Genomic DNA, 25,759 nt, shown 5'->3' on the forward strand with positions numbered 1-25,759 from the left:
AGCTTGCAAGGTATGACACCACAACAGGTACACACCTCTGTAGCCATGGAAAAACCGACAAAAACAAACAGGACTACAAGACAGAGTGTGAAGAGCGGATAGGATTAGCATCTGAACCGTCAAATTCTGTTAGGACTAATGTATTGGTAGTAAAGCACCAACGGGATTAGTCGATAGCATGTAAAGAAGATTTAGTACAACCATTTAAACCGTAAAGCCAATGAAGGATTAATCAATCAACAGTAAAACCAAAGCAGGACATTATCCTGGCCTGTATACTTCATCTGGGATTACCGTAATCCAGGTAAAGTACAATTAGGATTATCACTTATTGATGTAAACAATTATTAGAATTAAGTAAAAACCTGTCAAGTAATTTTAGGACGGGTCCCCAACATCAGCAACCCTGTCAAGTAATTTTAGGACGGGTCCATCCGCTCACGGCAATGACCCATCCGCACGCGACAACCATCCATCCGCACCCGGCAATCACTCATCCGCATCCGGCAATCATCCATCCGCACGCGGCAAACACTCATCCGCACCCGAAAATCATTCATCCGCTCCCGGCAATGACTCATCCGCATAAGAAAATCATTCATCCGCACTCGGCAATCATCCATCCGCTGATTTTGGATACGGAAGAAACAACATGTGACCTTTTGCTCACCCCATCACTTTTCATTCATTTACCACCGTACTTCGCAGGTATGGCTGCACTATCAGATTCGATGGTCCATAGCAGGCTGACGATCCACCACCGGCCATCATATTGGGTCAGCTGATAGCTATTGATGCCGGTTTCCTCCACCCCTCCGAGTCCTTGCCATAAAACGTCTGAAACACCTGAGCAATGCCATTGTATTGATCTACCACCTTATGGAGTTCTTTTTCCAGATACCCTTGTTCGTAGTAAGGATTTTTCAGCAGCACGAGAAACTCATCGAGAGATACCGTTTCTGCCTGTGCAGGATCAGCTACGGTGAATATGGCAGCCGGATGAAACAAATTCCGAATGGCTGCTGTATCCATTTGCTCCCCCTGCTCTATGGTGATTTGATCAAGCAGCTCATCGATTATGCCATCAATAGATGCTTCTGGAGCTTCAGCTGTGTCCTGAGCCCAGACACGTATGGCCAGACTCAAGAAAAGCAGGGTGTAGAGGATGTATTTCATTTTGTTATGGGTTGTATAAGTGCTCCTTTTGTGCATCAGTTGATCCCTAGTTCTTTTTCAATCATGCGTATCAAGTGGCTTATTCTGCTGTTGGCGTTCTTCGAATTGTTCCCCACATAGCCCATCGTAATGCCTCGAAAACGCACCGTTTCTTGAAAAACCCGATCTTCCATCAAAGCATCATAGTCATAAGGAACGGCATGAAACCACCGGTCCATTTTTAGTCTGGAAGTTAGCACAGGCAAGACCATTTGGTTGTGATTGTCTATTGCAAACTCTTTTTCAGTCTTTTGAATAAGCTCATAGGAAATGGCATGGAGATTTGTCAAGGCAATTCGAATGCTATCATTGCTGATTAAGTCAAACCCAATTGATTTAAGGTTTTCGAATGCCGAGGTGTTGAAGGTGGCAAATCCATGGGTATAAAGATTTCCGAAATGAACAGCGAGCGAATCATTCCAGGGAATCTTTCTTTCTAGGGATGCATTGATGATGGCCGCAGATCTTTCCACCCGTTGATACCACGCTACGTTTACCGCATTATCCAACGAGTCATTGCGTAGGTTTATTAGCAATTCGCGAAGGACTTGTTTTTCTTGAGCTGCCCTGGAGACGGATTCATGCCAATTATTGATTTGAAGGGCTATGAGTATCCCAATCACTACCAGGATAATCTCCCCAATAGCATAAATCACATACTGACTGAGTTTATTTTCAGCGAGTAGTTTGTGTCTAATTTTTCGAAAGAATTTGATCATTAGCAGATGAAAGATGGAAATAATGAAACGCCACAGCAATATCAAATGAGCATCGCTTCAGGCCATATATCTAAACTAATGAAATCTACAACTCGCAGCAAGTGGGTATCTCACAGCATTCAAAGCGGCCGAAAATGGGAGGTCTGGCGTGGTGGTGTACTCCTTCGTGTTTAGAGAGGCAGTATATCCTTCATCTAGTTATATTGCTTTATTCTTAAAGTATACTCTAAATTCGTATGTTGTATTGACCGGTTCGCCACGAATGATTCCGGGTTTCCATCGACTATAGTTCTTTTTGATTTCCCCAACAGCCAATGGAAAAAGTTTATCATACAAGACCTTGTCAGACTCCAGCCTTCTTAAAGAGTCTATTTCAAATTTTGTCACATCACCATTCTTATCTATTGTAATATCAACGTCCACAAATGTTGGATACTTGTCGCTTGGAAACATTGATTCAATTTTATTCTCTGGGACTTGTACATCCGTTTCTATAATAATTCCGAGGAACATAATCCCACCGCCAATTTCCCTTTCTATGACTGAATGATCAGGCAGCAGTTCTGGTTCTTCATCGCAATACCAATGCCAAATGGTATCATTTCTTACTTCTTCGAAATAGAGGCTATCAGCACGTTCATGGATTCGTTTTTTAAAGTCAGCCCCAAACTGTTCAGCAATTAGCCTATCCATGTACAGGCTGTAGCACCCTTGAGTTTGCCCGCCATAGACAACACAATATTCACCTTCTGGTCTAAATATTAAGCCTTGCTCCTCGATCAGGTTTTTAAGTTGCCTTGAGTACCGCCTGTTACCTTGATCCAAGCCTAAAAGGTCATTCATTGCTATTTTCCCTTCCTCTGCATCCCGTTTAGCTCTTGCAAGGTCGCTTAAACAAACTGTGTCTGTTGGTTTTGGATTCTCAATGTAGTTTATCATTTCCAGATAGACCGAACCCAATTCAGTTCGTTCGAGAGTATTCGTTGAAGTCTTGCAGGATACAATGGATAAAAAGAAGATTAATGTGAAATACCTCATAATGCTTCAGACAAATTAAATGAGTGCGCTTCACACTTGCAATCTTAGCAATAGCTAAGCCTTTACCGTCCACCTCCCGAGCCAGAAAGCCAGCTGGAGAGCTAATAGAAGGGCCAGCACCAAGGATAGGTCGTGCTTCAGCATTTTTCTCTCTACTTTTTCTTGATAAAAAGTAGCAAAAATCAAGGGCTGAGTCCATTTTTTAACGCTTTTCCAAATGAAAATCAGCAAATAAATAAACTCGCATTTACGTTTGCGAAATGGTTTTGACATTGGGTAAGTGCTCAGACAGTATTTATTTGTAATCTGATTTCCATCCGGAAAACCTAAAATGGACCAATGCCCGTCCTTCTATTAAACCCTATTGCACCACAGGTTTTCGGATTGCCCCATAGTATTTTATGTTTGAAAGCTTCCTCTTGAGGAAACACTTCTTAACTAGAGATCCTTTACAATAGGTTTATCTTTATTTAGAAGTACGACTTTTCCATCAATCTTCTCATATATATAAGTAAAAATTTTATGGATATCGAGGAGTTTATTATCAACTTTCACATTAATACAGTCTGCATCTCCATCAGGTAAGTGAGCAGTGCCATCCCAAGCCATTAAGAATAAAATGTTTTTAGGTTCAGCATACTTCTTTTGGATAATATTCTGAATAGTGGTCGCATGTTCACGATGATCAATAGTTGTTTTGTTAGGATCATGATAAACTACCAATTCAAAATTGTTGCTAGAGGTAAGAATGCCTCCAAAAGGAAGAAATGAGTCAGTGGTTTCTATTTCTGACGCTGCTAATTGTATAGCCTGATGAGAGAATAATGTTATTTTCTCAAGTTCAGCTGCTAATCGCACTTCTTTATCCTTACGTTTTCTCGAAAAATTGAATATTCCCATTTTCTATTTTCTATTGCCGTTAACACCCAAACATAACGCACCTATACCCTCCATCCAATTAGACTCTTCCAAAATAATGGTTTAATCAACACACATCAACCCTTGTGGCACCACTCCTCCCACCTACAGCTTCCCTAGCTCTGCCTCCAGCTGTGCCTGATGGTTTTGCTCCTCAATGTAACGCGGCGGAGCCACGCGGTTGTCACAGTCGGCCAGCGAGCACCGCTCACAGGTAGTGTTAACCACCTTCTTTTTGAGGGCTGGGTCTTTCATAAAATTAAATGTACCCCGCAGTTTTTCATTCATGAGCATCCCGAGGGTGATGCTCCCCGCCTGCTCACCAAAATTGCCATCGGAGTTGGCTACCGTAATACAGAAATAGGACTTATTGGTGCCCCAGTACTCCGATATTTGCGAGTCGATCAGGTAGTCTTGCTTAAGGTTTTTGATGCTTTTGATCGCGCTGATCGACATCCATCGGTGACACAGGTGCTCTCCCAGCTCTGTATGATATGGCTGGTGCAGCTGCGAGAGGTGCAACTCTTTGGTGATATTGTACCGAATAAGGTCATCGGTGCTGCCCAGGCGAATAAAAAACAGGTCGTTGAGCCCAAAATGGTGAGGCAGGATATTGGTAAATCGCTGCAGCAGGGTCTCTGGCGTCACCTGATACTTGCTCAGGAGTTTGCCAATGAGGTCCGGAGACCACTCCGTAGCCCGACTGATAAGCTCTATATCTTTCACCAGCTCTACTGCGTCCATGATCAGCGCCGCAGCGAAATAAGACGCCTTAAAATTGCCCAGCAGTTTATCGAAGGAAGCCTCCTTATTGAGTAAGGTCTCCATCGGGCGCTCAGTGATCTTCAGGTAGTGAAACCCGATCTCTTTGCAGAGTATAAACAGCTCCTGCCCTTCACTCAGTCCCTCGTTGAGGTACAGCACCTTTTTGGCTGGTTGATAGTACGACCGAAAATTCCTAAGACGCTTGTTTTTAGACAGCCCCACCCGATCGATGGTCACATCATAGTCCTTTTGCAGGATATCTGCCAGCGCATCATAGGTAACCGGCTGTCGGCTAGGCAGCCCCTTTTCCGTTCGCAGCTGACTGGCAGCAGCTTCCAGTTCTGGAAAGTAATTGTCGTGCATGTCCTGATACGAGCGCAGTGCAATCCTAAAAAAGTCCTCCTTCTCAATCTGGTAGCTCCGAATCATCTTCAGGATGGTGCTGATAAATGCCCCAAATCGGTCTGGCGAAGTACTGAACACATCGATGAGTTTCTCCAGGCTGATGCCAAACTCATTGAGTGGAAATACCTTGAAAAAACCGGAATTGAGCAGCTCAATCACCGGCTGCAAGCGCTTGTCCGTGCGGGTGCTCACCAGCTCATCGTACTCCAGGTCAAACACCCGGGCCAGGGACGTAAGCTTATCTGGCTTGGGGTACTTCTTGCCCTTCTCTATGTCATTGAGATAGGAAACCGACAGCCCGGTCTCCGCCGAAAGCTGCTGGTACGAAATCTTTTTGCTGAGCCGCAAATACCTGAGCTTAAAGCCCAAAATGAGTTTTACTACATCACTATCACTGATCATAAGCGCTTTATCTGAAGTCCAGCAAAAATAGAAGAAAAAAAGTAAAATAAATTATTAGCGGAATTTCCGCTATTGGATAATATTTCTATATTTGACAAAAATTCTCTTATGTCACAACTATCTATCCCCCCCGAACTACTGATGTCTTACCAGGACATCTACAGCGATGAAGTGCTACAAGCACTGGAAGCTCTAGCTCCATTGGATGCCCAGCAAAAGCAGCTAATGGATACGCGAAACCAGCGTCGTGCCTTACGTATTGCTCATGGCGATGCCCCCGATTTTCTCAGCCCGGAGGCGGTCATTGGCCCCAAAAAGCTTAAGGTCTCAGCCATTAGGGCCGGAGATTTTGAGTCTAGCCCCATCCCTGCGGACCTTCAGCGCCAATGGATACAGGGTACCGGACCGGCAGCCCGCCCCCATGCGCCGCTGGCTTCCAGCCTGCGCAACGTGGCCTATGCTCTCCTGTCGGGAGCTGATGGCTGGATGTTTGATGGTGAGGATGCCCTGGGCCAAATCCAGGCCATGTCGCTGGCCAACCAGCGCAACCTCAAGCTGGCCATAGCGCGTGATGAGCAGTTTTTGGCTGTAGCCGAAAAGGTCGCCATAGAGATGAATAGCTGGGCTGAGGACTTTCTGGGCAGGCGCATCATTACCGACTGGAAGCGCCAGCTGGATTTTACCACCCTGATTTTCCGGGCACGCGGCCTCCACCTCGACGACCGACACATTACCTGTGCAGATGGCAGCTCTTTTTCGGCATCCATCACCGACGTGGTGTTGTTCATCGTCAACAATTACCAGAAACTCCAGCAGCGGGGCGCCTCACTGGTCTTGTATTTGCCCAAAATTCAAACTGCGGAAGAGGCTGCCTTTTGGAATCAAATCCTGGAAACGCTGGAAGACCACCTGGGCATGGGCCACGGCACGATCAAGACATACGTACTGGTAGAGCAGCTGGAGGCAGCCTTCCAACTGCTGGAAATCAGAGCAGCACTGGGACCGCATTTTGTGGGCTTCAACACTGGCCGCTGGGACTATATCAACAGCGTGGCTGATGCCATGGCCGGTGATCCTGAGTTTATCAACCCCAACATTGAGTCCATCGGGATGACCTATGCCTACATGGCTGCCTATGAAGACCGGGTGCGCAAGGCTGTAAACACTCCGGATCGCCACGGCAACTACAGCTTGTGGCAAGGTGGTATGGAGCCAAACATCCCTGTAGGCTCTGCTGCAGGTGTGGAGCAAAGCATGGACAAAGCGATGGCCGGCGCCCAACGCGAGCAAGCAGCCGGTGCCTCGGGCAAGTGGGTAGCACACTGGAAGATGGTACACATCATCCGCCCCGTATGGGAAAAACACGGACAAAACAACCAGCTGGGTCGCTCTTTTGGTGCGCTGACACATACCCCAGAAGACCGCCAGCAGCTCATACGCCTGGAGGATGCGCCGCTCACCATCCGGGGAGCACGCAACCTGATCAGCGTGGCCCTACAGTATGGCAATGCCTTTCTGAGGGGATACCAGGCTGCAGCACTCAAGCCGGCAGATTTCTTCGGCAATGAAGACATCCTGTACCTCATGGAGGACATGGCTACTGGCGAAATCCGCGTGAGCGTACTCTGGGAATGGATCCAAAAAGGTGCCCGATTGACGGCAACAGATACCGCCTTTCAGCTGGCCCCGGGAGCACCCTTTACCGAAGAGCTGTTTTTGACACTGCTGGAAGAAGAATATGACAAACTCCTGCTAGCCGGGGATAAAGACGTACACGAGTCGTCCAAAACCACGAGTCTGCCCATTGCCAGGGAAATCGTCAAGGTGTTTGTCACCAGCAGAACGAAAGCACCCTGGTACATCGACCTCCTCAACCTAAACCTAAACAATGAGGACCTGATGACGGCCAAAGAACGGATCAGCTACTACTACAGTGAGCTGCTTTCCGGCAAACGGATCACCGAAAATCTAGACTTAAAAATCAATACAACGAATGCCATCTAAATCCAAAAATCATGAATCACGAGAAAAAAGCGATCGCAGAGGCTACTACCTCCATGCAGGAATTCTTTGACCTACCCCGTTTCAAAGGTATCAAGCGCCTCTATGGCCCCAAGCAGGTCATCGAGCAGCAAGGCACCATCCCCAACGACTATACGGTGGCAAAATCTGCTGCGGTCTCGTTTTACAACCGCCTCAGGGCCCTTTTTGAAACCAAAAAACAGATCACCACTTTTGGTCCGTATACCCCCAGCCAGGCAGTGATGATGAAGCGCGCAGGCATAGAGGGCATCTATCTGGGCGGATGGGCTACATCGGCCAAAGGCTCCGCAGATGAGGATCCGGGTGCCGACCTGGCCAGCTATCCGCTAAGTCAGGTACCGAACGAAGCGGCAGGAATCGTACGTGCCCTGCTCACTGCAGACAAAAATCAGCAGTACCACCGCATGAAAATGACGGAGCAAGAGCTGGAAGCAACGCCTGCCATTGACTTTCAGCCCTACATCATTGCGGATGCGGACACCGGCCATGGAGGTGATGCGCACGTGCGCAACCTTATCCGCAGGTTTGTAGAGGTAGGCGTTACCGGCTACCACATCGAAGACCAAAAGCCCGGCACCAAAAAATGTGGCCACCAGGGTGGAAAGGTACTGGTATCCTGCGACGAACAAATCAAAAGAATCAATGCCGCCCGCCTGCAGCTGGACATCATGCGTGTGCAGGGCCTCATCGTAGCGCGTACCGATGCAGAGGCTGCTTCCCTGATCGAAAGCATCGCTGATGAGCGTGATCAACCGTTCGTTTTGGGGGCTACCAACCTGGACATCCCCTCCTATAAGACGGCATTTCTACGGTTGCAGCAGTTTCTCCATGCGCTGGGAGCTGCGGATATCAAAGGCCACGAGCTGTATGACATCAGCACTGAGGAGCAGTCCAAAGCCCGCAGCTGGCTGCATACATCCGGGATATTGGATTTTGCCAGGGAGCTAAAAGATGAGCTCACCAGTGAAGAGCTGGGGACTTTCGAAAAAGCCTACAACCAGATCTATGACCGATTTGTGAAGCAATGGGAAGAAGATGCCGCCGTAATGACCTACCGCAGCGCAGTAGCCAACCTGCTGGAAGAGCTGGGCAAAGAGGGTGAAGAGCTGGGCATGTGCCATCAGGAGTGGTTGCAGTTTGCTAAAACTGCGTCTTTGGCAGCTGTGCGCCAGAAAGCCATGGAGCTGGGCGTAGACGTAACCTGGGACTGTGACCTGGCACGGACACCGGAAGGTTATTATCAGGTGAAAGGGGGCATTCCGTTTGCTATCGCCAAATCACTGGCCGTGGCACCGTATGCAGATTTCCTTTGGATGGAAACCAAAACCGCAGACCTGAAAGATGCGGAGACTTTTGCCCGAGCCATACACAAGGTATACCCTGACAAAATGCTGGCCTACAACCTGTCGCCATCGTTTAACTGGGATACCACCGGCATGACGGAAGAAGAAATGAAGCAGTTTCCCGAGGAACTGGGCAAGCTGGGTTTTGTCTTCAACTTTATCACCTATGGAGGCCACCAGATAGACGGGCTGGCATCGGATGAGTTTGCCAATTCGCTGCAAACGGAGGGGATGCTGGCACTGGCCAAAGTACAGCGCAAGCTAAGGCTGCTGGATTCGCCTTACAAAACGCCGCAAACCCATGTGGGTGGTCCACGCCTGGATGGGGCGCTGGCCTCCAGTTCTGGGCGCACGGCCACTACCCGCGCGATGGGCAAAGGGTCTACGCAGTTTCAACACCTAAAGCATACGGAGCTACCGACCAGCATGCTGCAAGACTGGATCAACCGCTGGAGAGCACATCACCAGATCGCTGACGACCTCACGGTACGTTTGCGGCCGCTGGTGCCGGGCTCTTCCCTACTGGAGCTGAGCGTTATGGAGGGCTTGCAAAAGGTTGCCAATGTGATCTTTGCGCCAGTAGCGGACAGAAACAGGAAGCAAATCCTTTCCATCAGAGACCAAAATCTCTACCGGAAAGAGCTGCGCCAAAAGCGACTGATGACGCTCCTGCACCTGTACCTGCTCAACCGCTACGGGTCCGACATCATTCACTATCTCACCCCTACGGAAGACAACCTCCGACAGTGTGAGGGCATGAAACAGATGCAGCTATTTGGTAACTACAGCGATGATATCGATCAGATTATCGTTGCTGAAGTAAACACAGCGGCCGTGAGCGAATTTGTGTCGGACGGCACGCTGGCCAGTGCGCTAATTCAAAAACGCGACATCTCCCTGGCGCAGGCAGTGTAAATCTTCACAGCAGGGTGTACTCACTTTCAATCTTCCGCTTCCCTTGGATTGAAGGTAGTCTCCCTGCTTTTTTCATCGCTTAGACCAGGCAATCTTCTTATGCTTAAAGCTTAAAATCAGCACTTTAACGGCTATTGCATGGGCGCATAGGATGAAACCATTTACAAAACTCCCTTACAACCCCTTCTTTCCTTCCAGCCAGTAGCCTTTGCTATAGATCTCACCGGCAAATCGGTTTGCTTTCAGCAGGCTTCTTACCAACTGAACCGATCTTCCGTTTCCTGTGAGTAGGCATCTCGTATTTTTAATATGCTGACGCTCCACCTGAGGTAGAATTAATGCAGCGGTATTTCTCTCAACAGCTCCTTTGGAAAACACCTCAAAATTATCCAGCCCCAATGCCTCGGGAATATGCTTGTTTTCCTCATCAAGCTCGAGGTAAAACTGATACTGGTGGTGATTGCATCTATAGCGTGAATGCAACGAACATGCCAGCCCCAGGGACGTTTCGTCACCAAAGAATAGCTGATTTTTGATGGCTTTGCTGTAGCAGGTCTTTCCGCGCGGAAAGTCCATGAAGAGCACATCTCCTTTCGACAAAGAACTGATCAATTTACTGCCCACACCCAGATTGTTTAGGTAATAAAGCACCATAAACTCACCATTTTCCTTGTCATAATTGAACACCGTATAGTTTCTTAGGTCCGTTTTACTCACCCGTATAGCATTGCCATTACCCGGTTGGAAATCCATAGATCCAACATCACCCCGAAACTGGCACAACCTGAGATTAGCACTCAGTTTTTCATCCTGGACCAACTCTATAGGCTTAAGTATCCTGCCTTCAGCTATGTCACCTACCCATTTGGGAATTTTAGAAATCATAGCTCCTATTTTTCGTTTGTGATTTCATTTACTTTTTTGAAAGCAAACCCCGGTGCTACCCTGGAGATCACATAGAGGAGCTTTGCACCGCCAACACGGATTTCTGACTTTCCCTTTACCAACCCTTTTATCATTTTCGTCACGGCCTCTTCACAGGATATGGCAATCTTTGGCGGGCTGCCTTTATGCCAGGGAGTTTTGACTGCAGGAAACATCACTTCGATTACCTCCACATTAGATGCTTCCGTCTGTTTTCTCAAGACTTGCGTAAAGGAATGCAAGGCAGCTTTGGTGGCATTGTAAAAAGGGTAGTCGGCGCGTGGAGTGTATATTAAGCCGGTAGTGACATTGATGATGGATGCCTGCTCGTTTTGCTGAAGCATGGGGTACAACAAATGAATCAATCGGATGGGAGCAAGAAAATTTGTACGCATTTCCTGCTCTGCCTTCTCAGTGATATTAGCTGTTTGGAGAAATGGCTCTTTGTGTACGATGGCAGCATTGTTGATCAATACATTCAATGTAGGATGCTCCTTTTGTATCCATTTCACCATCTGGTCACATTGATTTTCATCAGAGAGATCACATGGATACACCACTAGTTTGGGTAGCTCAGCCTGAGCTTTGAGCAATGCCTTCTCCGACCGACCGCAGATGATGACTTTGTTTTTGGCTACCAACTGTCTACTTAGCTCCAGACCTATGCCCGAACTGCCCCCGGTTATTAAAATCGTATTATTCGTTAAGTCCATTTGTATGGTTTTATAGTAATGTGATGATTGAATTTGAGCGGTTTCAGCACCAGCCAGAAGTCCGTATTCCAATAGCTGGAAATCTATTCAAGGCACGTCTGGAAATACCCACCAAATCTGCTCGCCGGTTTATTCTGGAGAAGGAGACCCTCAGGGCCTTTTGGGAGATCGAAGTAGACGGGTCCTTCTTGCTTTTTACTGACATAATAACTTTTGATGATGCTGTATCACAAAAGTATTTTCACCAAAAAGCCTGTGCATTGACCTATGTTAAGTCTGCAGTTTTTTTCTGATCCTGCTCAGTGATTCGGGTTTGATACCCAGGTAGGAAGCGATGATGGTTTGCTTTATCCGTTGGTCCAGACCGGGATAATCCTTTAAAAAGTTGAGGTAGCGCTGCTCAGCACTCAAGAGCAACAACTCACGCTCTCGCTGCTCCTTGACCATAAAGCCTTTTTCTATAAACCGAAGGCAAAACTGCACCCAGTATGGATCACTAGCCAGTAAGTCTTTCAGCTTGCTGTAGGGTATACTCAGTATCCTGGAAGGCTCTAGAGCCTGTATGAAAAAATGAGAAGGAGACGAGGAAATCATCGCTGAATAGGAGCTAATGAAATTGTTTTCAAGAATCAGCCCTTTGGTGTATTCATCACCCTGATGAGACAAATAGTAGTACCTGAACAGGCCTGAAAGCACAAAGCCCATCTTTTTGGGGATATCGCCTTTACTGATATAATGTTCACCCGGTGTGACATCCACAATCTGCCCGATGTGGATCAGTTCTTCTGCCCTCTCAGGAGGCGCTATATTATAGAGTGATTCGAGCATGGCACAGTAAAAATAACTTCCAAATCAGAGAAAGTGAGCATATCTGAATTGAATAGCAGGCACTATGCTAGCGAAACCATCAAGCATGCTCTAAGAATCACAAAGAATTTAATGAGAGTACTTATTGAAAGTTTGATTGCGTTCTTCAGATGTTTAACTCTTTCTTTTTTCGTCTGATAAAGGATCCCATAAATGATAAGTCAGCAGTTCCGATTCCTGTATCCATATATGTTGGCTGTGTGGTAAAAAGGTAATACCCTTCTTCATTCTTTATCTTGAGCTTATACAGAGGGGGAAATACAAACCAAAATTTGCGTATAGATTCGACATTTGTCCAATTAACTAGTTTTTCAGGCTCATAATCTAGAATAGTAATGTTTTGCCCTCCGAGCTTTACACTCAAAAAGTGTGGAGAAAAAAGTAAATAACGAATTACACTGAGTATACAAACACCTCCTAATTTCACATAGTCGTACATTTCAAAGTTGGCAGGTTTCCCGTTTACAGTTACGCTTTCGGGGAATAGGTACCCCATCGCACCACCAAAAACTGACAGCATTGCAAACAGTAAAAAGAAATTTTTGAAAAAGAAGGTATACCCAGAATTGCTTTTCATTTACATAAGAGATTACAGCAAAGAGTGCGCCTGGTTTTAATTAAAAGGCTACGGGCGGCGGCATGGATTGGGTTGCCCTATTTTACTATTTGATAATCTCTAATTAAAAGACTTGCCGACAGGTTCAGCCTTTTGGTGAGATACCGAATCATATCCAGTGTCAGTTTTCTTTTTCTACTCAGCATTTCAGACACTCTACTTTTCCCTCCAAATTCTTTTACAATATCAACTTGTTTAAGGTGCAATTCCTCCATTCTGATTTTAATAGCTTCGATGGGATCAGGCGCATCAATAGGGAAATGTTTTTTTTCATACTCATCAATCAGAAGCCCAAGTATGTCAGCTTCATCACTTTCTGGAGTTCCCGCTTTGGCATCAAAAATTTCATCTAGTCTATCAAGAGCTTGTTGATAATCATTTTCTGATTTAATAGGTCTAATAGTCATGATTCAAATAGTGTTAGCATCAATTTTCTCGTATTCGGCATGTGTGCCTATAAACCGAACGAAAAGCCATTGTTTTTCAAAATTAATTTTAGCTACAAGTCGATAGTCATTTCCTTTGATGTTAAAGACAACTCTACCACTTTTTAATATTGAAGCATTCGCATACGTTTTCTTCACTTCATTGGGACTATCCCAGCTTGAACTCATTGCAGTATCATACCATGTTTTGAGGTATTGTTCCGTTTCGGCATGCTTCTCCCAAAATTTCCGTAGCGTACGTTTAGCAAATATCCTTTCCAAGCCACATTGTTTAACACAAAGGTAGAAAACAAAGTTCTATAAATCAGAACCTGCATTAATCTTTTACTTACACACATTTCCAAACAACCATCCTCCAGCGACAAAGCCATACACCAACAGCTATTTTCCGATTGGTTGACCCGATTTTAATATTTGATAATCTCTAAAGCTATAATACAAGGACCCAGTCAAAGAGTGAGTTATTGAATTCACTCCGTTATCCCGATTGACATCTACTCCTTGCAAGGTTTTCCATACCCCGGCCAGATAGCGCAATTACCATCACGATACCCACCCACATAAAGCCATCGACCTTGCTCTCTAACTAAAAAATCGCTCCATCGAGTGCGAATAGTTGTTTGATCTCCTTTTTTCACGATTGCTCCGGTAGAAGCAGTAAATGGCTCGCCTATCCACTCTACCCGTGCCTCCACAAGATAATGAACTGCGCAAAACCCATTATCGAATACTTCCATGTCTATAAGCGATAGTTCAAAACTTACGTAACGCTCATCCTTCTGCCATTCGTCAAAAAAATTTCTCAAATCTTTTACTTCCAAAAGACCGGAACTGCTAAACCCCCACCGTTTCCATTCTGGATGATGCTGCCCAATAAAACCTTCCGCATCAACCTCACTCCATGCTGTCCACCGATCATGCACTGCAGCCCAAACTGAATCATTTTGGTTGGTAAGCACTGAATCATTTTGCGCAACACCTACTGATCGAATGAAAATGAACACAATAAAAAGAAGAATACAAGGATATTTCATATGCTTAGAATTGGTTGTTTAACGGTAAGTAATATAATTAAACTTAACCCTTTTATCAGAATAATGAAGATCCCAGCAAAGTCTGGAAGCGGTGTGACTATTTAAAGATTCGAATTCATGCCCCTCCCACCTCAACAATGCAATGTGCGCTTAATAATTGTACGGAGCTTGGCCTTTGTTGGTCTTGTAACCTATAAAAATTCGATCCCCGTGCCTTTGTTGGTCTGGTGACCAACAAACAGGATGAAACGAATTTACCCCAGCGAAACAGCTGCTATCAAAGTGAAAATCCGCATTAAGTCGTGAATCGACTCTGCCAGACCCCACTTCCGAAGTGGGGAGGGGTACTTCCGAAGTACCCCCTCTCACCTCAGAAGTACCCCCTCCCACCTCAAACATGCAACGATGTACCTAATAGGTGCAAGTGCGGAGCTAAAAGGTGCAAGCTTTCAGTAAAAAGGTGCATCGTCGGACCAAAAAGGTGCAAGCTCGAGGTAAATAGGTGCAACGCCGGAGCTCTGAGGTGCGAGCGCGGAGCTAAAAGGTGGGGCAATGCGCTTTTGAAGTGGGGCCATGTGCCTGAAAGGCTTGGCTCCAAAAGTAGTAGGTAGTCCAAGGTAAGCCTACAGCTGACGTTTCATGGTCATTTTTTTTGAACGTTACGCGAGCTAAAGTGCACATATATTGCTCCAGAAAAACTAATCTAGTCACCTGCCCCGCCCGCACAACTTAACCATTGGGTAAAGACATCCTCGAGTCCAACAAACCTTACCTACTGGCAGTGCTTTCCAAGCGGTTGACCAAGTCCATAATCCTTTGCTTTCTAGTAATTAATTCGCTTCCACTAGTACTCACCGTAGAGATGGTCCTCAAATTAGGAAACGTCAATTTGCCGTTTGTCAGCGAGTACATCCAAATCAAATCCAGATAGTTTAAGGCGATGTTCAATTTCTCCAGTAAGGAAGCATTACTTACTTTAAAACCTAATTTCTCCCCACTTCGCTGACTCAAAAAGTAAGAGCTCCCCCTAATCGTGGTATGATTCGATAAGCCTTCATGCTCCATTTGATGAATGATTTTGAGAAGAGCGCTCAGGTAATTATGAAGCATTTTATTTCTCCAGGCGATACCCGGTTTTACGTGCGACATATCCATTAGGTAGTCAAATGAGGTGCCGTTGTGCAAGTCAATATATCGCTTGTTATTTCCAAACGAAACCACCATCGGTGAATAGTAGGTATAAAGGTTCAAAACTGTAAAGAGCGGTGTAATAAGAAATTGGATGATTGGCACCATTAGAAAAATCAAGACCATCCAGATTTTTGACTCACTTACGGTCTGTATCCAATAAAAGGAGAGCAGCAGCAGGAGTATTCCAAATGACAGGGACACAAACCATTGAAGAACTACATTGAGTTGATTAAATCGTTTCATTGATCAAGCTTAAAAGTGACGAAGGATTGGGATGTGCGTCCCGCTGAGTAAAAACAGTAAAATAGTGAAATCTGCCGCGCCCGCCAAGGGGGCGCTCCCGAAGTATCCAAGTGGCTCCGCGCCTGGGTCGGCATAGGCAGCTTCTGAAAGTCAAAAAATCCTGCGAACTGAGCTTTGTAGAAAGCAAATTGGTTTCCTCAGTGGCAGATTCTCGGTCGAGTTTCACCGAAACTGGCTAGAAGCACGTTCGCACATGCGGCTATACACCATGTTAGCGAGATGTTAAAATTTTGCTAGAATTGAGACGATCACCATAGTCACGACACCTCCGATAAATTTCAACTTCAACCCATAGGCGTGCAAATCCACAATATCTCCTTCTTGATGTCTGTCCTTTCCCTCCAATACCTCTTTGAAAGTTGGTCTTTTCGTGTCGTTCACAGAGTTCCAGATGTTCAGCCAAACCCAAAAGTAAAAAGCTCCTAGATAGTCAAAAAAGTACATGGTTAGAAAGGTATGCTGCGTAATATAGTGTTGACAAGAAATATGGAATCAATTACAATTATCGTCATCAAGGAGGATCTTAGGTATTTCTGGTTGTAAGTTAATCCACGATATGGTATAAGAGACACCAATGTTCCGAGAATGAATCCAAGAATAGGTATTGAGAATAGTAAAGTTGTTAGTGCAGCTGAGTTGACGGACTGCTTGTCGACATATTCACCAGCCAAGTTCACCGACCCTTGATTAAGGATTGAGGTTAGGGCGAATGTTAACACGCTTAAAACAGCTATGATCATCAAATGCTTGTTCCTCTGTACTTTTGTATACATCTTTCTGCGTTTCGGGAATTCTCGCTAACGCTCAACTATCGGTTTGTGTGCCCACAGTTGGCAAGTACAGCTAAAATAGCGGAAGTGCACCAGAAGCACAACGGTAACTACAAGGCACTGCGTTCAGAAAGTAAAATTCCAGAACCACAGACCTTTAGACCTTTCCAAAAGTGATGAAGTATCAGAAGGTGCACTTCCGTGGACAAGTCCCGATGAGGTTGGCAAAGAAGCCGTTTGGCACATAACCGATAGTGTCTGTTAGATGCCGACTTTGCCTTTAAATACCCCGTTTCGGTAATCAGTAAGCACTTTTTCTAGAGATTTAGCGATATTGGAAGCAGATGCAAAATAATACTTGATAATTGCCCATTTGTGAGTGGTTACCTGTTCAAAGAAATATCTTGATTCAACAAAAGTATTGCTTATCGCTTCTAAAGAGCTTTTAAAGCTGTCAAAATCTACGGAGTTAAATGGAGGTGTTTCCGGTGGTTCTGGAACTGAATCCGAGGTTAGAAATCCAGTTTCTAAAAGAATAGAATCGTCCTTTTTAATCGATGCATATTCTTGTTCGATTGCCGCTTTAAGAAATTCAGGAAAATCATTATAAAGGTCTGTTAGTTGATGACCGAATTTTATTCCTTTTTCTCGCCCTGCTAACATGAAAGCCTTTAGGTAAATCTCAATAGAAAGGCCAATCAAAATGTTAGCTGTAATTATTTTTCCAATAGGAACTTCATGATTTTCTTTTTTCAGGATTGACTGAATTTTCATGTCCAATTGCATGGCATAGTTGTGCAGTTCCTCTGCTTCTTCAATTGCTATTGGAAGAGAGTTTCTATTTATTGATTTTTTTGCATTACCAGTCATCTGTTAATGCAGTTTGATTTTTGGCACATCTATTAAATCCATCAGTTACGAATACTTTGTATCCGTTCTTGGCGAGATTTATGAGTCTGTTGAAAAAGCCATTTATTTCTCCTTCTTCATTATACAAGTTGTTCATGCAATCTTGAAGTGTAAATGCCTGTGGATCGTAGAGTTTCGAGCCATCATATACAAATAAGACTTCTAACATTGTTATACGATACTTATTGTCTTTGATATCAATAACAAATTCGAAGCTAGTAACCTCATGAGGAAAAACCCAAGTTGGTTCAGGGTTCTCAATACTCAACTTGACTTTTATTTTCGATTCTGTATCAAGAGTCAGATGTTCTGATAGTTCAAGCTCGTTTAGGACGCAAGATTTTAATCTTTTATAGATTTCTTTTTGACTCGTTTGAGTAATGCTGATAGTTTCTTGGATGTAGGCTCCAATTGTTTCATCAGTTTGAATCTCCTGAGCACTAATGAGTTGCTGTGATAGTACAAAAATGATGGTTAAAGCAGTTAGAGATTTCATACAAAAGTATTTTCGGGAGGTGTTGGCATCTAACATCTAGAATAAAGTGCACTTATGCACTATATCCGCATTGTACCCTTCGAAGATAATGGTTTTTAAGCAATTGCAAGCACCGATACTGCTTAACCAAAGCAAGACTAAATTCTTGCTGAAAGACAGCAATCCATAGATGTGATAGCGGGTCATACTGAGCTTGTCGAAGTATGAGCCTATCGAAGCATAAGACACGCCCTATTGCCTGTATAAGCCAACATCAGCTACCCTGTCAAGTAATTTTAGGACGGGTCCGCGGAAGCCTTCAACCAACGGACGGGAGCGTCCAACCAATGCACGGAAGACTCCAACCAATAGGCGGAAGACTCCAACCAACGGACGGAAGACTCCAACCAATAGACGGAAGCCTCCAACTAACGGGCGGAAGCCTCCAACCAATAGACGGAAGCGCCCAACCAACGGATGGAAGCGCCCAACCAACGCACGGAAGCCTTCAACCAACGCAGGGAAGCCTTCAACCAACGCAGGGAAGACTCCAACCAACGGACGGGAGACTCCAACCAACGGACGGAAGACTCCAAACCACGGGCGGAAGACTCCAACCAATAGACGGAAGCCTTCAACCAACGCCGGAGCTCTGAGGTGCAAGTGCGGAGCTAAAAGGTGGGGCAATGTGCTTTTGAAGTGGGTTGGAGCACTATTGAAGTGGGGTGTCTATAGTTACTAAAATCACTTTTTGGTAGGGGTTGTGGGGCAGCTATGTATGTTACAATCCGTTTTATTCAATTAGCTGGAAGAGGTTCGCATAAAAGACAATTACCAGTAAAAATCCGAACCCTGCTGTTAGCAAAACCCGTCTAGTTCGTTGGGAAGGGGTTTCGTTATCAAATCGGTCTATTATTCTGTCATAACGTTTTTTAGATATGATGTTAAGAATGACAATTAGACTTACCGAAATCATGCTTACTTCTAGAGTCCAATCTAATTCAGAAGTTTGAAACTCATAAAGTTGGTTGATGAGCAGTAATGAGAAAGCTGTTAGAAAGTTGAAAAGCAGTAGCGCCCCCAAAACTCCTAGATATATTGCGAAAGAGCGTTGCTTAAAATGCCTAGTGTTCGGTTTGTAGAAGAAGTAAAATATCAGATTAATCGGGTTCCAAATCATATGCGGCTATCCAGCATGGATTCTAACGCCTACCTAGTAGGAGTGCGCCTACGCGGCCCGGCCCCAAGCTTGGCAAGTTCCGATAAAACTAATGAATCTGTCTGCACCCGGCAAGGGGGTGCTTCCAAAGTATCAAGAATGCACTGCGCCTGCCGGCATAGGCAGGTTATGAAAGATAAAAATCCTGCGAGCAGAAGTAGGTAGTGCCGAAGGCATGCCTATGGCAAAAGCTCTGACCTTTCTCAGCGGCAAATTCATGGTGATAGGCGCTCTGAAGCTTGTAAAGTGGCAGTTGGCGCATTCGTGCTAGCGCTTGTTACCAGCTTTAACTTTTGCAATATCCAGCCTGTTCAGAAACGCAGTGATTAGTTGTTGCATTTCGTTGCTCAATTGTCCAGAATTAGCTCGTAGTTCAGGTAGTCGGACTGGCTCATCTTGTTCATTAGAACCGATTTCTTTCCAGATGATTTCGTTGTATCCGTATTCCCATAGTTGCCTAATGTTAGGTTTGTTCCTAAGTGTTCTGATTTCCAGATCGCCAGTTTGCTCGTCGAAATCACCGCATAAATTAATGAAATTGATGGCTTCAGTAATTGTCCTTTTATTGAAGGTTCTGGTTTGAATAGAATCCTCAAGAACCTCCAATTCAAAAAGTGTTGAGCTACAATCCATTTCACATACCTTGTTCAGCCAAGTTAAAGTGTTCACCGGATCTGGAAGAGTGGGTTTTACTTTCAAGGTTACTTCCAGTAGAGTTTCATAATCTTCTGAGGCAATGATTTTGTTTTGTTGATTAACCACGAATTTGTCCTGATCTTGGTCTGTTGAGTCAGTTAGCCAGATAACAAAGACAGGTTGAGAAAGTGAATTTGATGAAATGCAAATTACCCATGTTAAGTGTTGTTGGCATATGTCGTCAAAGTTCATGAGTAAGTTTCTCTATGGAGTATTGCTACTAACAAAAGTGTCTAGCACACTTAGTGCACTAAAACCTATTCTATCTTCCCAAATCTAATCGGTTTTTACTAATCCAAACCATTTCTTGCCACACATGCATGAAACCCCTAAGGATTTGTATCCCAAGCCTGTACATCACGTGAATCCGTGCTATTTCCCACCAAATGCCAAGTGAACGAACAGCAAAGCTTCCGACGCACATTTAGGGTCTCCCCAACCCTGTCAAGTAATTTTCGGCTGTAGCCACGAAAAACAAGCACTTCGCCAGCGCCTCAACTTTCATATGCTATATTGTACTTAAATTTAAGCACACAAGCGCCATACACACAACATAGCATACTATAGAAGCAATTCTCGAACATATCGCCTATTCGGATCGGGAGGCCGTACACGCCTTTATCTATCAAGACAAGGACTTTGACGCTCCCTGGCATTTCCACCCGGAGTATGAGCTTACGTTTATCCTGGAGAGCTCGGGCATCCGCTATGTGGGCAACAACATCTCAGATTTCAAACCCGGAGACCTGGTCATGCTCGGGGCCAACTTGCCCCACTGCTGGAAAAACCTACAGGGATATCACGCTGGCGCCTCCTCCATAGTGATCCAGTGGCGCGGAGACATCTTTCCGGACATACCTGCATTTGCAGGCATCCAAAAGCTACAGCAGCAGGCCCAGCGTGGCTTGTACCTGGCACCGAAGCATCGTACAGCAGTCAGTGAGCAGATGAAAGCGGTGGTCAGCAGCGAAAACCTCACTCAGTACCTGCGGTTTGTCGAGCTGTTGGATTTTATCGCTGAGCAAGTCACCTACACACCCATAGCCGGAGCGAGCTATACGTACGACTTTTCCAGCCGCACTACCTCACGCATAGAGCAGGTACAGACTTACGTCAAAGAGCACTTTGCCCGCAAGATCAAACTCAGCGAAGTAGCCGACCACCTCAACATGAGCGAGCAGTCCTTTTCGCGCTTTTTCAGCAAAGCCATGCAGCGGCCGTTTTTTGTGTTTCTCAACGAATACCGCGTCAATATGGCCAGCCGACTGATACTGGAAACAGACTTTCAGATGGCACAGATTGCCTACCAGTGTGGCTACGAAAGCCTCCCCTTTTTCTACAAACAGTTCAAAAAATTCAAAGGCTACTCCCCACTGGAGTTCCGAAAAATGTATCAAAAAATTTAAGGCATAAAAAAGCCATCTCGCAAAGCACCTGGCAGCACCTCTCTACGAGACGGCCTCATCGGAAAAATCCCTACACCCTATGGTGTCACCATCAGCTTTTGCTGATAGGTCCCTTCGCTATTTTGCAAAACCACGTGATACATCCCGGGCCTTAGTCCTTCTACACTGATGGCCCCTTCCTTGTATTCAGGCAGCGTGATTACCACTGCGCCTGCTGCATTGTACAAGCGCACATGCAGTGGCTGGTCCGTAGCTATGGCAAACTGCCCAGCAGCGGGGTTTGGAAACAGCTTTGGCTGCGGAGGTCGCTCCTCCTCTAGCACATCAGTCGTGCGAGACGTCATAGGTCCTACCCTCGTGAGCGTGATCTTATCCATATTCCACTGCCAGGCTGCCGTACCTGCAGTGAGCTTGAGCTGGTGATTGCCCGCCGTGAAGTTGGCCGTCTGGCTGGCGACCAAATCCTGGTAAGTACCCCATCCTCCTGTGGCAGGTAAGCTCGTCGTAAAAAATGGAATGCCCGACACCTCAAAGGCCACGGAAGTCCCCGTGACGGGAGTAGCGTAGCGGTATTTCACTTCGTAGGCACCCTCCTCTGGTATCGTGATCGGGTAAGTCACCCAGTCGCCCCCATTTACAAAGTTGATGATGGTGCCAGCATCATTTACTCCATATCCAGGGCCACCACTGCTACTGTCGTCATAAGTGCCACCTGTACTTCCAAACGACTCAGCTTGTATGATCACCTCACTGCCTGTACCTCCTCCAGTGTTAGGCACTGGCTTGTATACTCTGAGCCAGTCTACTTTCATTCGATTTTTGGTAGGATCATTCAGCTCAGCTGTGGTCGGCGTTCTTCCGGCTTGTACATGCCAGTCTTGCGATTCTACATTGATAATGATGTCCAGGTCTTTGGTAAATCCATTGCCATTCTGGTAGTTGTAAGGGTCTATGACACTTACGCTGGATGTATTGCTCGCTGCCTGGAGGGTGTTAAAAGAATACGTGGATCCCGTCGCATATTGCACCACTTTTTGGTATCCATTCTCAAAGTCCAGCTGACCATTGGTCATGGTAGGGTACGTGTAGTACCAGGTGCCATTCACTTTGGATGCAAAGGCCTTGTCATACAGCACGCGCACCAGCTCACCGTCTACGTAATACTCAAAATGCTTCGGTCCTACCCAGTACACTCCCACACGCACATACTTTCGATTGCCTCCATTCCAGCAGTAGTCCCCCCAGCTGCTCACACCGGCTTTTTCCCACCAGCTGTTAAAATCCCGCGGCTGGTAGTCCTGGAAAGGATTGCGCACAAATGAGTGATGGCTGATGTGTATAAACTTGGCAAAGAAGGCATTGCCATTGGAAGCCCCGCCATAGCATTCGATAATGTCGATCTCCTGCGTATCGTCCGGGCTGAGCAGCCACACATCAGAGGCCAGCGTAATGTTGGCCACACTCACACTGGCCTCCACATACACGGGGTAGTTTACGCGGTGGTTTCCAGTGATGCACCCCGCATTCACACCTTCCACTCCCATTTTGGCCGTACTGGGATTGCGCGAGGCGCGCAGCACCAGATCGCTACCATCTACAGACACATGATCGTACTGCCAGTAGGTAGTTCCAGGCCCATCCCACTGGTTGTGGTAAAAATTATACCATTTTCCACTCCCAAAGTTGGACCACTGGTTGGTGGCATTGAAGGTATAGTTAAAATCATCCGACGGATCCGACTGCAGCTGCCATTGGTTGCCCACTCCGGGGTAGGCCGGCACGGGTATTCCAGCCCAGTCCTGAGCCTTCAGGTAGCTGGAGCTAAAAAGCAGCACATAGATAATTGCTAGTAGTTTTTTCATTGGTAAACATGATTTAGGTTATAAAAATTGACTTTAGGGTACTCCGTCCCAAACAGGAAACCATGCGCTTCCTGCCATCCGAAGTACCTTACTAAAGATCACCCACCTCATTTGCATCACGATAGCTAGCCACTAGACACTAACTCAACAAAAATCACACAGCCATCAACCACATTCCAATATCACTAAACACCACCCCGGGATAGTATGCATTTTTACAACATTTCCAATACACCACACTAGACGCTATCATTTTCACAACAAAGCACACTACAGCACCTCACCACACACCATTTGCGCAATGAGTTTCTATATTATCTTCATAACTTTTGATTTTTGTTTAATGAAGATCCTCTATTGAAGAGTTAGGCTAGTAATAGTTGTTGATTTAGGTATCTTGAATTGATTTTTCAAAACAGGAGCGGCATTGAAGGTTTTCCGTAAAGATTTGTGAGCGAATTTGTGGGTTAAGACAAAAATCTGTTTGAAATCCTGTTGTAAACAGGATGAGTTATTTTTGTCTCCCAAATTTGCTTGTAAATCTCGGTAAAAGCTTCACAGCCTTGGGTTTTTGGTACTTTTGGGCTAAGCCAAAAGTACGAAAGATAATAATTAAGAACTTTCTTTTCGAATATTGATCATAGGGAGTCTCAGTGTGAAAATCAGGAAGCTCTATCATTTTTACAACAAAGCACACTACAGCACCTCACCGCACACCATTTGCGCAATGGGTTTCTTTTGATTTCATAAATATGTGATTCAAATTGGGGCCGTTAGATTCAGATTTTTTAAATATTCCCAATTTCATGAAGAAACTCCTGACCCTTTTACTGGTGCTATACATCAGCCTTGGAGCTGACGCTCAAAGCATCACTGGCACCCTGCAGACCTGGCACAAAGTCACCCTGACGTTCGATGGCCCCCAAACCAGCGAATACGACACGCTCAACCCCTTTCTACACTACAGATTGGAAGCTACTTTTTCCAATGGAGAGCAATCGATCCGCATTCCGGGCTTTTATGCTGCCGATGGCAATGCTGCCGAAACGAGCGCCAAAGCGGGCAACAAGTGGCAAGTGCGCTTCGCTGCCCCTTCCGCCGGTCAGTGGACCTATACCATCTCTTTCCGCAAGGGAAAACACATCGCCATCATTGCAAACCCTACCTATGGCACTCCGGTAGCATTTGATGGTGCCACAGGCACACTCACCATCGCACCTTCAGACAAACCCGAAACGGATCTGCGCCGCAAAGGTCGGCTCGTATATACAGGTGAGCCCTACTTTCGTTTTGCAGGCACCAACGAGCTGTACCTAAAAGGTGGAGCCAATAGCCCCGAAAACCTGCTGGGCTACTATGAATTTGACGATACACCCGCCAGTCACCGCTTTGAAGCGCATGCTGGAGACTACAAGCCCGGAGACCCTACCTGGAAAAATGGAAAAGGCAAAAACCTGATAGGTGCACTCAACTACCTCTCCACCACAGGCATGAATGCCGTGTATTTCCTCACCATGAATGTAATGGGCGATGGCAAGGATGTGTGGCCCTGGACGGATCAGCACGAGCGCTACCGATTTGACTGCTCCAAGCTCGACCAGTGGGAAGTCATCTTTGACCACATGGACAATCTTGGCCTGATAAAGCACGTGATCACTCAGGAGACCGAAAATGAAAACCTGCTGGACATAGGCCAAACGGGCATACAGCGAAAGCTCTACTACCGGGAGCTGGTGGCCAGGTTTGCGCACCACCCGGGCATCGTGTGGAACATGGGCGAGGAAAACGGCATCACTCACTGGTCGCCTATCGGCCAAACCGACAAGCTCCGAAAAGACATGATCGGCTACATGCGCCAACTAGACACCTATGGCAACCCGGTGGTGATCCACACCCTCCCATCGCTCAAAGACCATGACCGCACTATGACACCACTACTCGGTGACAAATCTGCACTGGAGGGTGTATCCTTTCAGATTCATCACCTGCACGACGCATACGCCACTACCAAAAAGTGGCGCCAACTGTCTGCCGACTCTTCCAGGCAATGGGTGATTTGGATCGATGAAATAGGCCCTGCGGGCAAAGGAGTTTTACCAGATGATTTTCCCGGCCAGCAAGACACCGTACGCAAATACGTCATCTGGGCCAACCTCATGGCCGGAGGTGCTGGCGTAGAGCATTACTTTGGCTACAAATACGCCCACAACGACCTCAAGTGCGAAGACTGGCGAAGTAGAGACCGCATCTGGCAGCACACAGCACATGCACTTGGCTTCTTTAAAAAACTGCCTCTGAAAGACATGCAACCAAACACCACAGTACTTGCCGATCACAAGGGCTGGTGCTTAAGTGGTGATGGCAGCTTTGTTATTTACCTGCCCAATGGAGGAAACCCTACAGCCAAACTGCCAGAAGGACGCTACCACATGCAGTGGTACAATCCCAGAACGGGAGCGTTTACAGGCAAAAAAGCTCGAATCAAAAGCGATGGAGAAGTCTTACTCACTCCACCTGCAGACCAGTCTGCTGATTGGGCAGTCTTATTCACTAAAGATTAAGCGA

At 46.0% G+C, this 25,759-nt stretch carries 24 protein-coding genes; 7 read left to right on the plus strand and 17 right to left on the minus strand.

Going from position 1 to position 25,759, the window contains the following annotated elements; translation table 11 throughout:
• Positions 1-446: 446 nt before the first annotated feature.
• The gene (locus C7460_RS23885; RefSeq protein WP_170148120.1) at positions 447-785 is read left to right on the plus strand and encodes a hypothetical protein; all 339 of its coding nucleotides are present in this window, start codon (positions 447-449) and stop codon (positions 783-785) included.
• On the opposite strand, the gene C7460_RS20530 is transcribed toward C7460_RS23885, so the two are convergent.
• The 5 genes from C7460_RS20530 to C7460_RS20555 all read right to left on the minus strand — a co-directional run bounded on the left by C7460_RS20530 (position 778) and on the right by C7460_RS20555 (position 5,462).
• Entirely contained in the window at positions 778-1,176 is a 399-nt protein-coding gene (locus C7460_RS20530) for a hypothetical protein (protein ID WP_221409596.1), read from the minus strand. The two genes, C7460_RS23885 and C7460_RS20530, sit on opposite strands and share 8 nt — an antisense overlap.
• 35 nt (positions 1,177-1,211) lie before the next feature.
• Positions 1,212-1,934, minus strand: a complete 723-nt coding sequence (locus C7460_RS20535) for a DUF6090 family protein (protein ID WP_115870022.1) — start codon at positions 1,932-1,934, stop codon at positions 1,212-1,214.
• Between the two features lie 198 nt (positions 1,935-2,132).
• Positions 2,133-2,972, minus strand: coding sequence for an energy transducer TonB (locus C7460_RS20540; protein WP_147303036.1), 840 nt, complete (start codon positions 2,970-2,972; stop codon positions 2,133-2,135).
• Positions 2,973-3,410: 438 nt separating this feature from the next.
• On the minus strand, positions 3,411-3,872 hold the full coding sequence (locus C7460_RS20550; protein WP_115870025.1) for a hypothetical protein: 462 nt from the start codon (positions 3,870-3,872) through the stop codon (positions 3,411-3,413).
• 123 nt (positions 3,873-3,995) lie between these two features.
• Positions 3,996-5,462, minus strand: coding sequence for a helix-turn-helix domain-containing protein (locus tag C7460_RS20555; protein ID WP_115870026.1), 1,467 nt, complete (start codon positions 5,460-5,462; stop codon positions 3,996-3,998).
• A gap of 108 nt (positions 5,463-5,570) precedes the next feature.
• Between C7460_RS20555 and C7460_RS20560 the strand changes: the two genes are divergently transcribed.
• Both C7460_RS20560 and C7460_RS20565 read left to right on the plus strand, forming a co-directional pair.
• Positions 5,571-7,466, plus strand: coding sequence for an aldolase/citrate lyase/malate synthase family protein (locus tag C7460_RS20560; RefSeq protein WP_115870027.1), 1,896 nt, complete (start codon positions 5,571-5,573; stop codon positions 7,464-7,466).
• An 11-nt stretch (positions 7,467-7,477) separates the two neighbouring features.
• Complete coding sequence (locus C7460_RS20565) at positions 7,478-9,763, plus strand: isocitrate lyase/phosphoenolpyruvate mutase family protein (protein ID WP_115870028.1); 2,286 nt, start codon at positions 7,478-7,480, stop codon at positions 9,761-9,763.
• A gap of 174 nt (positions 9,764-9,937) precedes the next feature.
• Here C7460_RS20565 and C7460_RS20570 read toward each other — a convergent pair whose 3' ends face one another.
• The gene (locus C7460_RS20570) at positions 9,938-10,648 is read right to left on the minus strand and encodes an FAD-binding oxidoreductase (protein ID WP_115870029.1); all 711 of its coding nucleotides are present in this window, start codon (positions 10,646-10,648) and stop codon (positions 9,938-9,940) included.
• 5 nt (positions 10,649-10,653) lie between these two features.
• Positions 10,654-11,400, minus strand: coding sequence for an SDR family oxidoreductase (locus C7460_RS20575; RefSeq protein WP_115870030.1), 747 nt, complete (start codon positions 11,398-11,400; stop codon positions 10,654-10,656).
• A gap of 20 nt (positions 11,401-11,420) precedes the next feature.
• Here C7460_RS20575 and C7460_RS20580 point away from each other — a divergent pair, with 20 nt between their 5' ends.
• The gene (locus tag C7460_RS20580) at positions 11,421-11,693 is read left to right on the plus strand and encodes a hypothetical protein (protein ID WP_221409597.1); all 273 of its coding nucleotides are present in this window, start codon (positions 11,421-11,423) and stop codon (positions 11,691-11,693) included.
• Here the strand turns inward: C7460_RS20580 and C7460_RS20585 are convergent.
• From C7460_RS20585 to C7460_RS20625, 8 genes are all read right to left on the minus strand, one after another.
• Entirely contained in the window at positions 11,671-12,228 is a 558-nt protein-coding gene (locus C7460_RS20585; protein ID WP_115870032.1) for a Crp/Fnr family transcriptional regulator, read from the minus strand. The two genes, C7460_RS20580 and C7460_RS20585, sit on opposite strands and share 23 nt — an antisense overlap.
• A gap of 145 nt (positions 12,229-12,373) precedes the next feature.
• The gene (locus C7460_RS20590; protein ID WP_115870033.1) at positions 12,374-12,844 is read right to left on the minus strand and encodes a hypothetical protein; all 471 of its coding nucleotides are present in this window, start codon (positions 12,842-12,844) and stop codon (positions 12,374-12,376) included.
• A 77-nt stretch (positions 12,845-12,921) separates the two neighbouring features.
• Positions 12,922-13,290, minus strand: a complete 369-nt coding sequence (locus tag C7460_RS20595) for a helix-turn-helix domain-containing protein (protein ID WP_115870034.1) — start codon at positions 13,288-13,290, stop codon at positions 12,922-12,924.
• A 3-nt stretch (positions 13,291-13,293) separates the two neighbouring features.
• Positions 13,294-13,590: a type II toxin-antitoxin system HigB family toxin gene (locus C7460_RS20600; protein WP_115870035.1), complete on the minus strand. Its 297-nt coding sequence runs from the start codon at positions 13,588-13,590 to the stop codon at positions 13,294-13,296.
• Positions 13,591-13,823: 233 nt separating this feature from the next.
• Complete coding sequence (locus tag C7460_RS20605; RefSeq protein ID WP_147303037.1) at positions 13,824-14,363, minus strand: hypothetical protein; 540 nt, start codon at positions 14,361-14,363, stop codon at positions 13,824-13,826.
• A gap of 768 nt (positions 14,364-15,131) precedes the next feature.
• Complete coding sequence (locus C7460_RS20610; protein WP_115870037.1) at positions 15,132-15,797, minus strand: hypothetical protein; 666 nt, start codon at positions 15,795-15,797, stop codon at positions 15,132-15,134.
• A gap of 1,091 nt (positions 15,798-16,888) precedes the next feature.
• Positions 16,889-17,497 carry a hypothetical protein gene (locus C7460_RS20620; RefSeq protein ID WP_115870039.1) on the minus strand — a complete coding sequence of 203 codons (609 nt, stop codon included), beginning with the start codon at positions 17,495-17,497 and terminating at the stop codon, positions 16,889-16,891.
• Positions 17,487-18,032 carry a hypothetical protein gene (locus C7460_RS20625; protein WP_115870040.1) on the minus strand — a complete coding sequence of 182 codons (546 nt, stop codon included), beginning with the start codon at positions 18,030-18,032 and terminating at the stop codon, positions 17,487-17,489. The genes C7460_RS20620 and C7460_RS20625 overlap by 11 nt, the downstream gene beginning before the upstream one ends.
• Positions 18,033-18,358: 326 nt before the next feature.
• On the opposite strand from C7460_RS20625, the gene C7460_RS20630 reads away from it, so the two are divergent.
• Complete coding sequence (locus tag C7460_RS20630) at positions 18,359-18,667, plus strand: hypothetical protein (protein ID WP_147303038.1); 309 nt, start codon at positions 18,359-18,361, stop codon at positions 18,665-18,667.
• Positions 18,668-19,497: 830 nt separating this feature from the next.
• Here the strand turns inward: C7460_RS20630 and C7460_RS20640 are convergent.
• Positions 19,498-20,118: a hypothetical protein gene (locus C7460_RS20640; protein WP_115870043.1), complete on the minus strand. Its 621-nt coding sequence runs from the start codon at positions 20,116-20,118 to the stop codon at positions 19,498-19,500.
• Between the two features lie 518 nt (positions 20,119-20,636).
• Between C7460_RS20640 and C7460_RS20645 the strand changes: the two genes are divergently transcribed.
• A complete protein-coding gene (locus C7460_RS20645) occupies positions 20,637-21,332 on the plus strand; it encodes an AraC family transcriptional regulator (RefSeq protein ID WP_115870044.1) in 696 nt (231 codons plus the stop codon).
• A gap of 77 nt (positions 21,333-21,409) precedes the next feature.
• Here C7460_RS20645 and C7460_RS20650 read toward each other — a convergent pair whose 3' ends face one another.
• A complete protein-coding gene (locus tag C7460_RS20650) occupies positions 21,410-23,194 on the minus strand; it encodes a carbohydrate-binding protein (protein ID WP_115870045.1) in 1,785 nt (594 codons plus the stop codon).
• 806 nt (positions 23,195-24,000) lie between these two features.
• Here C7460_RS20650 and C7460_RS20655 point away from each other — a divergent pair.
• Complete coding sequence (locus C7460_RS20655) at positions 24,001-25,755, plus strand: DUF5060 domain-containing protein (RefSeq protein ID WP_115870046.1); 1,755 nt, start codon at positions 24,001-24,003, stop codon at positions 25,753-25,755.
• The last annotated feature ends 4 nt before the right edge of the window (positions 25,756-25,759 follow it).

This window comes from Marinoscillum furvescens DSM 4134, from assembly GCF_003386095.1.
In the GTDB taxonomy this organism is placed as follows: domain Bacteria; phylum Bacteroidota; class Bacteroidia; order Cytophagales; family Cyclobacteriaceae; genus Marinoscillum; species Marinoscillum furvescens.

Coding starts and splice junctions, on each gene's coding strand:
- C7460_RS23885 (WP_170148120.1), top strand. CDS start 447: ATGACCCATCCGCACGCGACAACCATCCATCCGCACCCGGCAATCACT.
- C7460_RS20530 (WP_221409596.1), bottom strand. CDS start 1,176: ATGAAATACATCCTCTACACCCTGCTTTTCTTGAGTCTGGCCATACGT.
- C7460_RS20535 (WP_115870022.1), bottom strand. CDS start 1,934: ATGATCAAATTCTTTCGAAAAATTAGACACAAACTACTCGCTGAAAAT.
- C7460_RS20540 (WP_147303036.1), bottom strand. CDS start 2,972: ATGAGGTATTTCACATTAATCTTCTTTTTATCCATTGTATCCTGCAAG.
- C7460_RS20550 (WP_115870025.1), bottom strand. CDS start 3,872: ATGGGAATATTCAATTTTTCGAGAAAACGTAAGGATAAAGAAGTGCGA.
- C7460_RS20555 (WP_115870026.1), bottom strand. CDS start 5,462: ATGATCAGTGATAGTGATGTAGTAAAACTCATTTTGGGCTTTAAGCTC.
- C7460_RS20560 (WP_115870027.1), top strand. CDS start 5,571: ATGTCACAACTATCTATCCCCCCCGAACTACTGATGTCTTACCAGGAC.
- C7460_RS20565 (WP_115870028.1), top strand. CDS start 7,478: ATGAATCACGAGAAAAAAGCGATCGCAGAGGCTACTACCTCCATGCAG.
- C7460_RS20570 (WP_115870029.1), bottom strand. CDS start 10,648: ATGATTTCTAAAATTCCCAAATGGGTAGGTGACATAGCTGAAGGCAGG.
- C7460_RS20575 (WP_115870030.1), bottom strand. CDS start 11,400: ATGGACTTAACGAATAATACGATTTTAATAACCGGGGGCAGTTCGGGC.
- C7460_RS20585 (WP_115870032.1), bottom strand. CDS start 12,228: ATGCTCGAATCACTCTATAATATAGCGCCTCCTGAGAGGGCAGAAGAA.
- C7460_RS20590 (WP_115870033.1), bottom strand. CDS start 12,844: ATGAAAAGCAATTCTGGGTATACCTTCTTTTTCAAAAATTTCTTTTTA.
- C7460_RS20595 (WP_115870034.1), bottom strand. CDS start 13,290: ATGACTATTAGACCTATTAAATCAGAAAATGATTATCAACAAGCTCTT.
- C7460_RS20605 (WP_147303037.1), bottom strand. CDS start 14,363: ATGAAATATCCTTGTATTCTTCTTTTTATTGTGTTCATTTTCATTCGA.
- C7460_RS20610 (WP_115870037.1), bottom strand. CDS start 15,797: ATGAAACGATTTAATCAACTCAATGTAGTTCTTCAATGGTTTGTGTCC.
- C7460_RS20620 (WP_115870039.1), bottom strand. CDS start 17,497: ATGACTGGTAATGCAAAAAAATCAATAAATAGAAACTCTCTTCCAATA.
- C7460_RS20625 (WP_115870040.1), bottom strand. CDS start 18,032: ATGAAATCTCTAACTGCTTTAACCATCATTTTTGTACTATCACAGCAA.
- C7460_RS20630 (WP_147303038.1), top strand. CDS start 18,359: ATGCACGGAAGACTCCAACCAATAGGCGGAAGACTCCAACCAACGGAC.
- C7460_RS20640 (WP_115870043.1), bottom strand. CDS start 20,118: ATGAACTTTGACGACATATGCCAACAACACTTAACATGGGTAATTTGC.
- C7460_RS20650 (WP_115870045.1), bottom strand. CDS start 23,194: ATGAAAAAACTACTAGCAATTATCTATGTGCTGCTTTTTAGCTCCAGC.
- C7460_RS20655 (WP_115870046.1), top strand. CDS start 24,001: ATGAAGAAACTCCTGACCCTTTTACTGGTGCTATACATCAGCCTTGGA.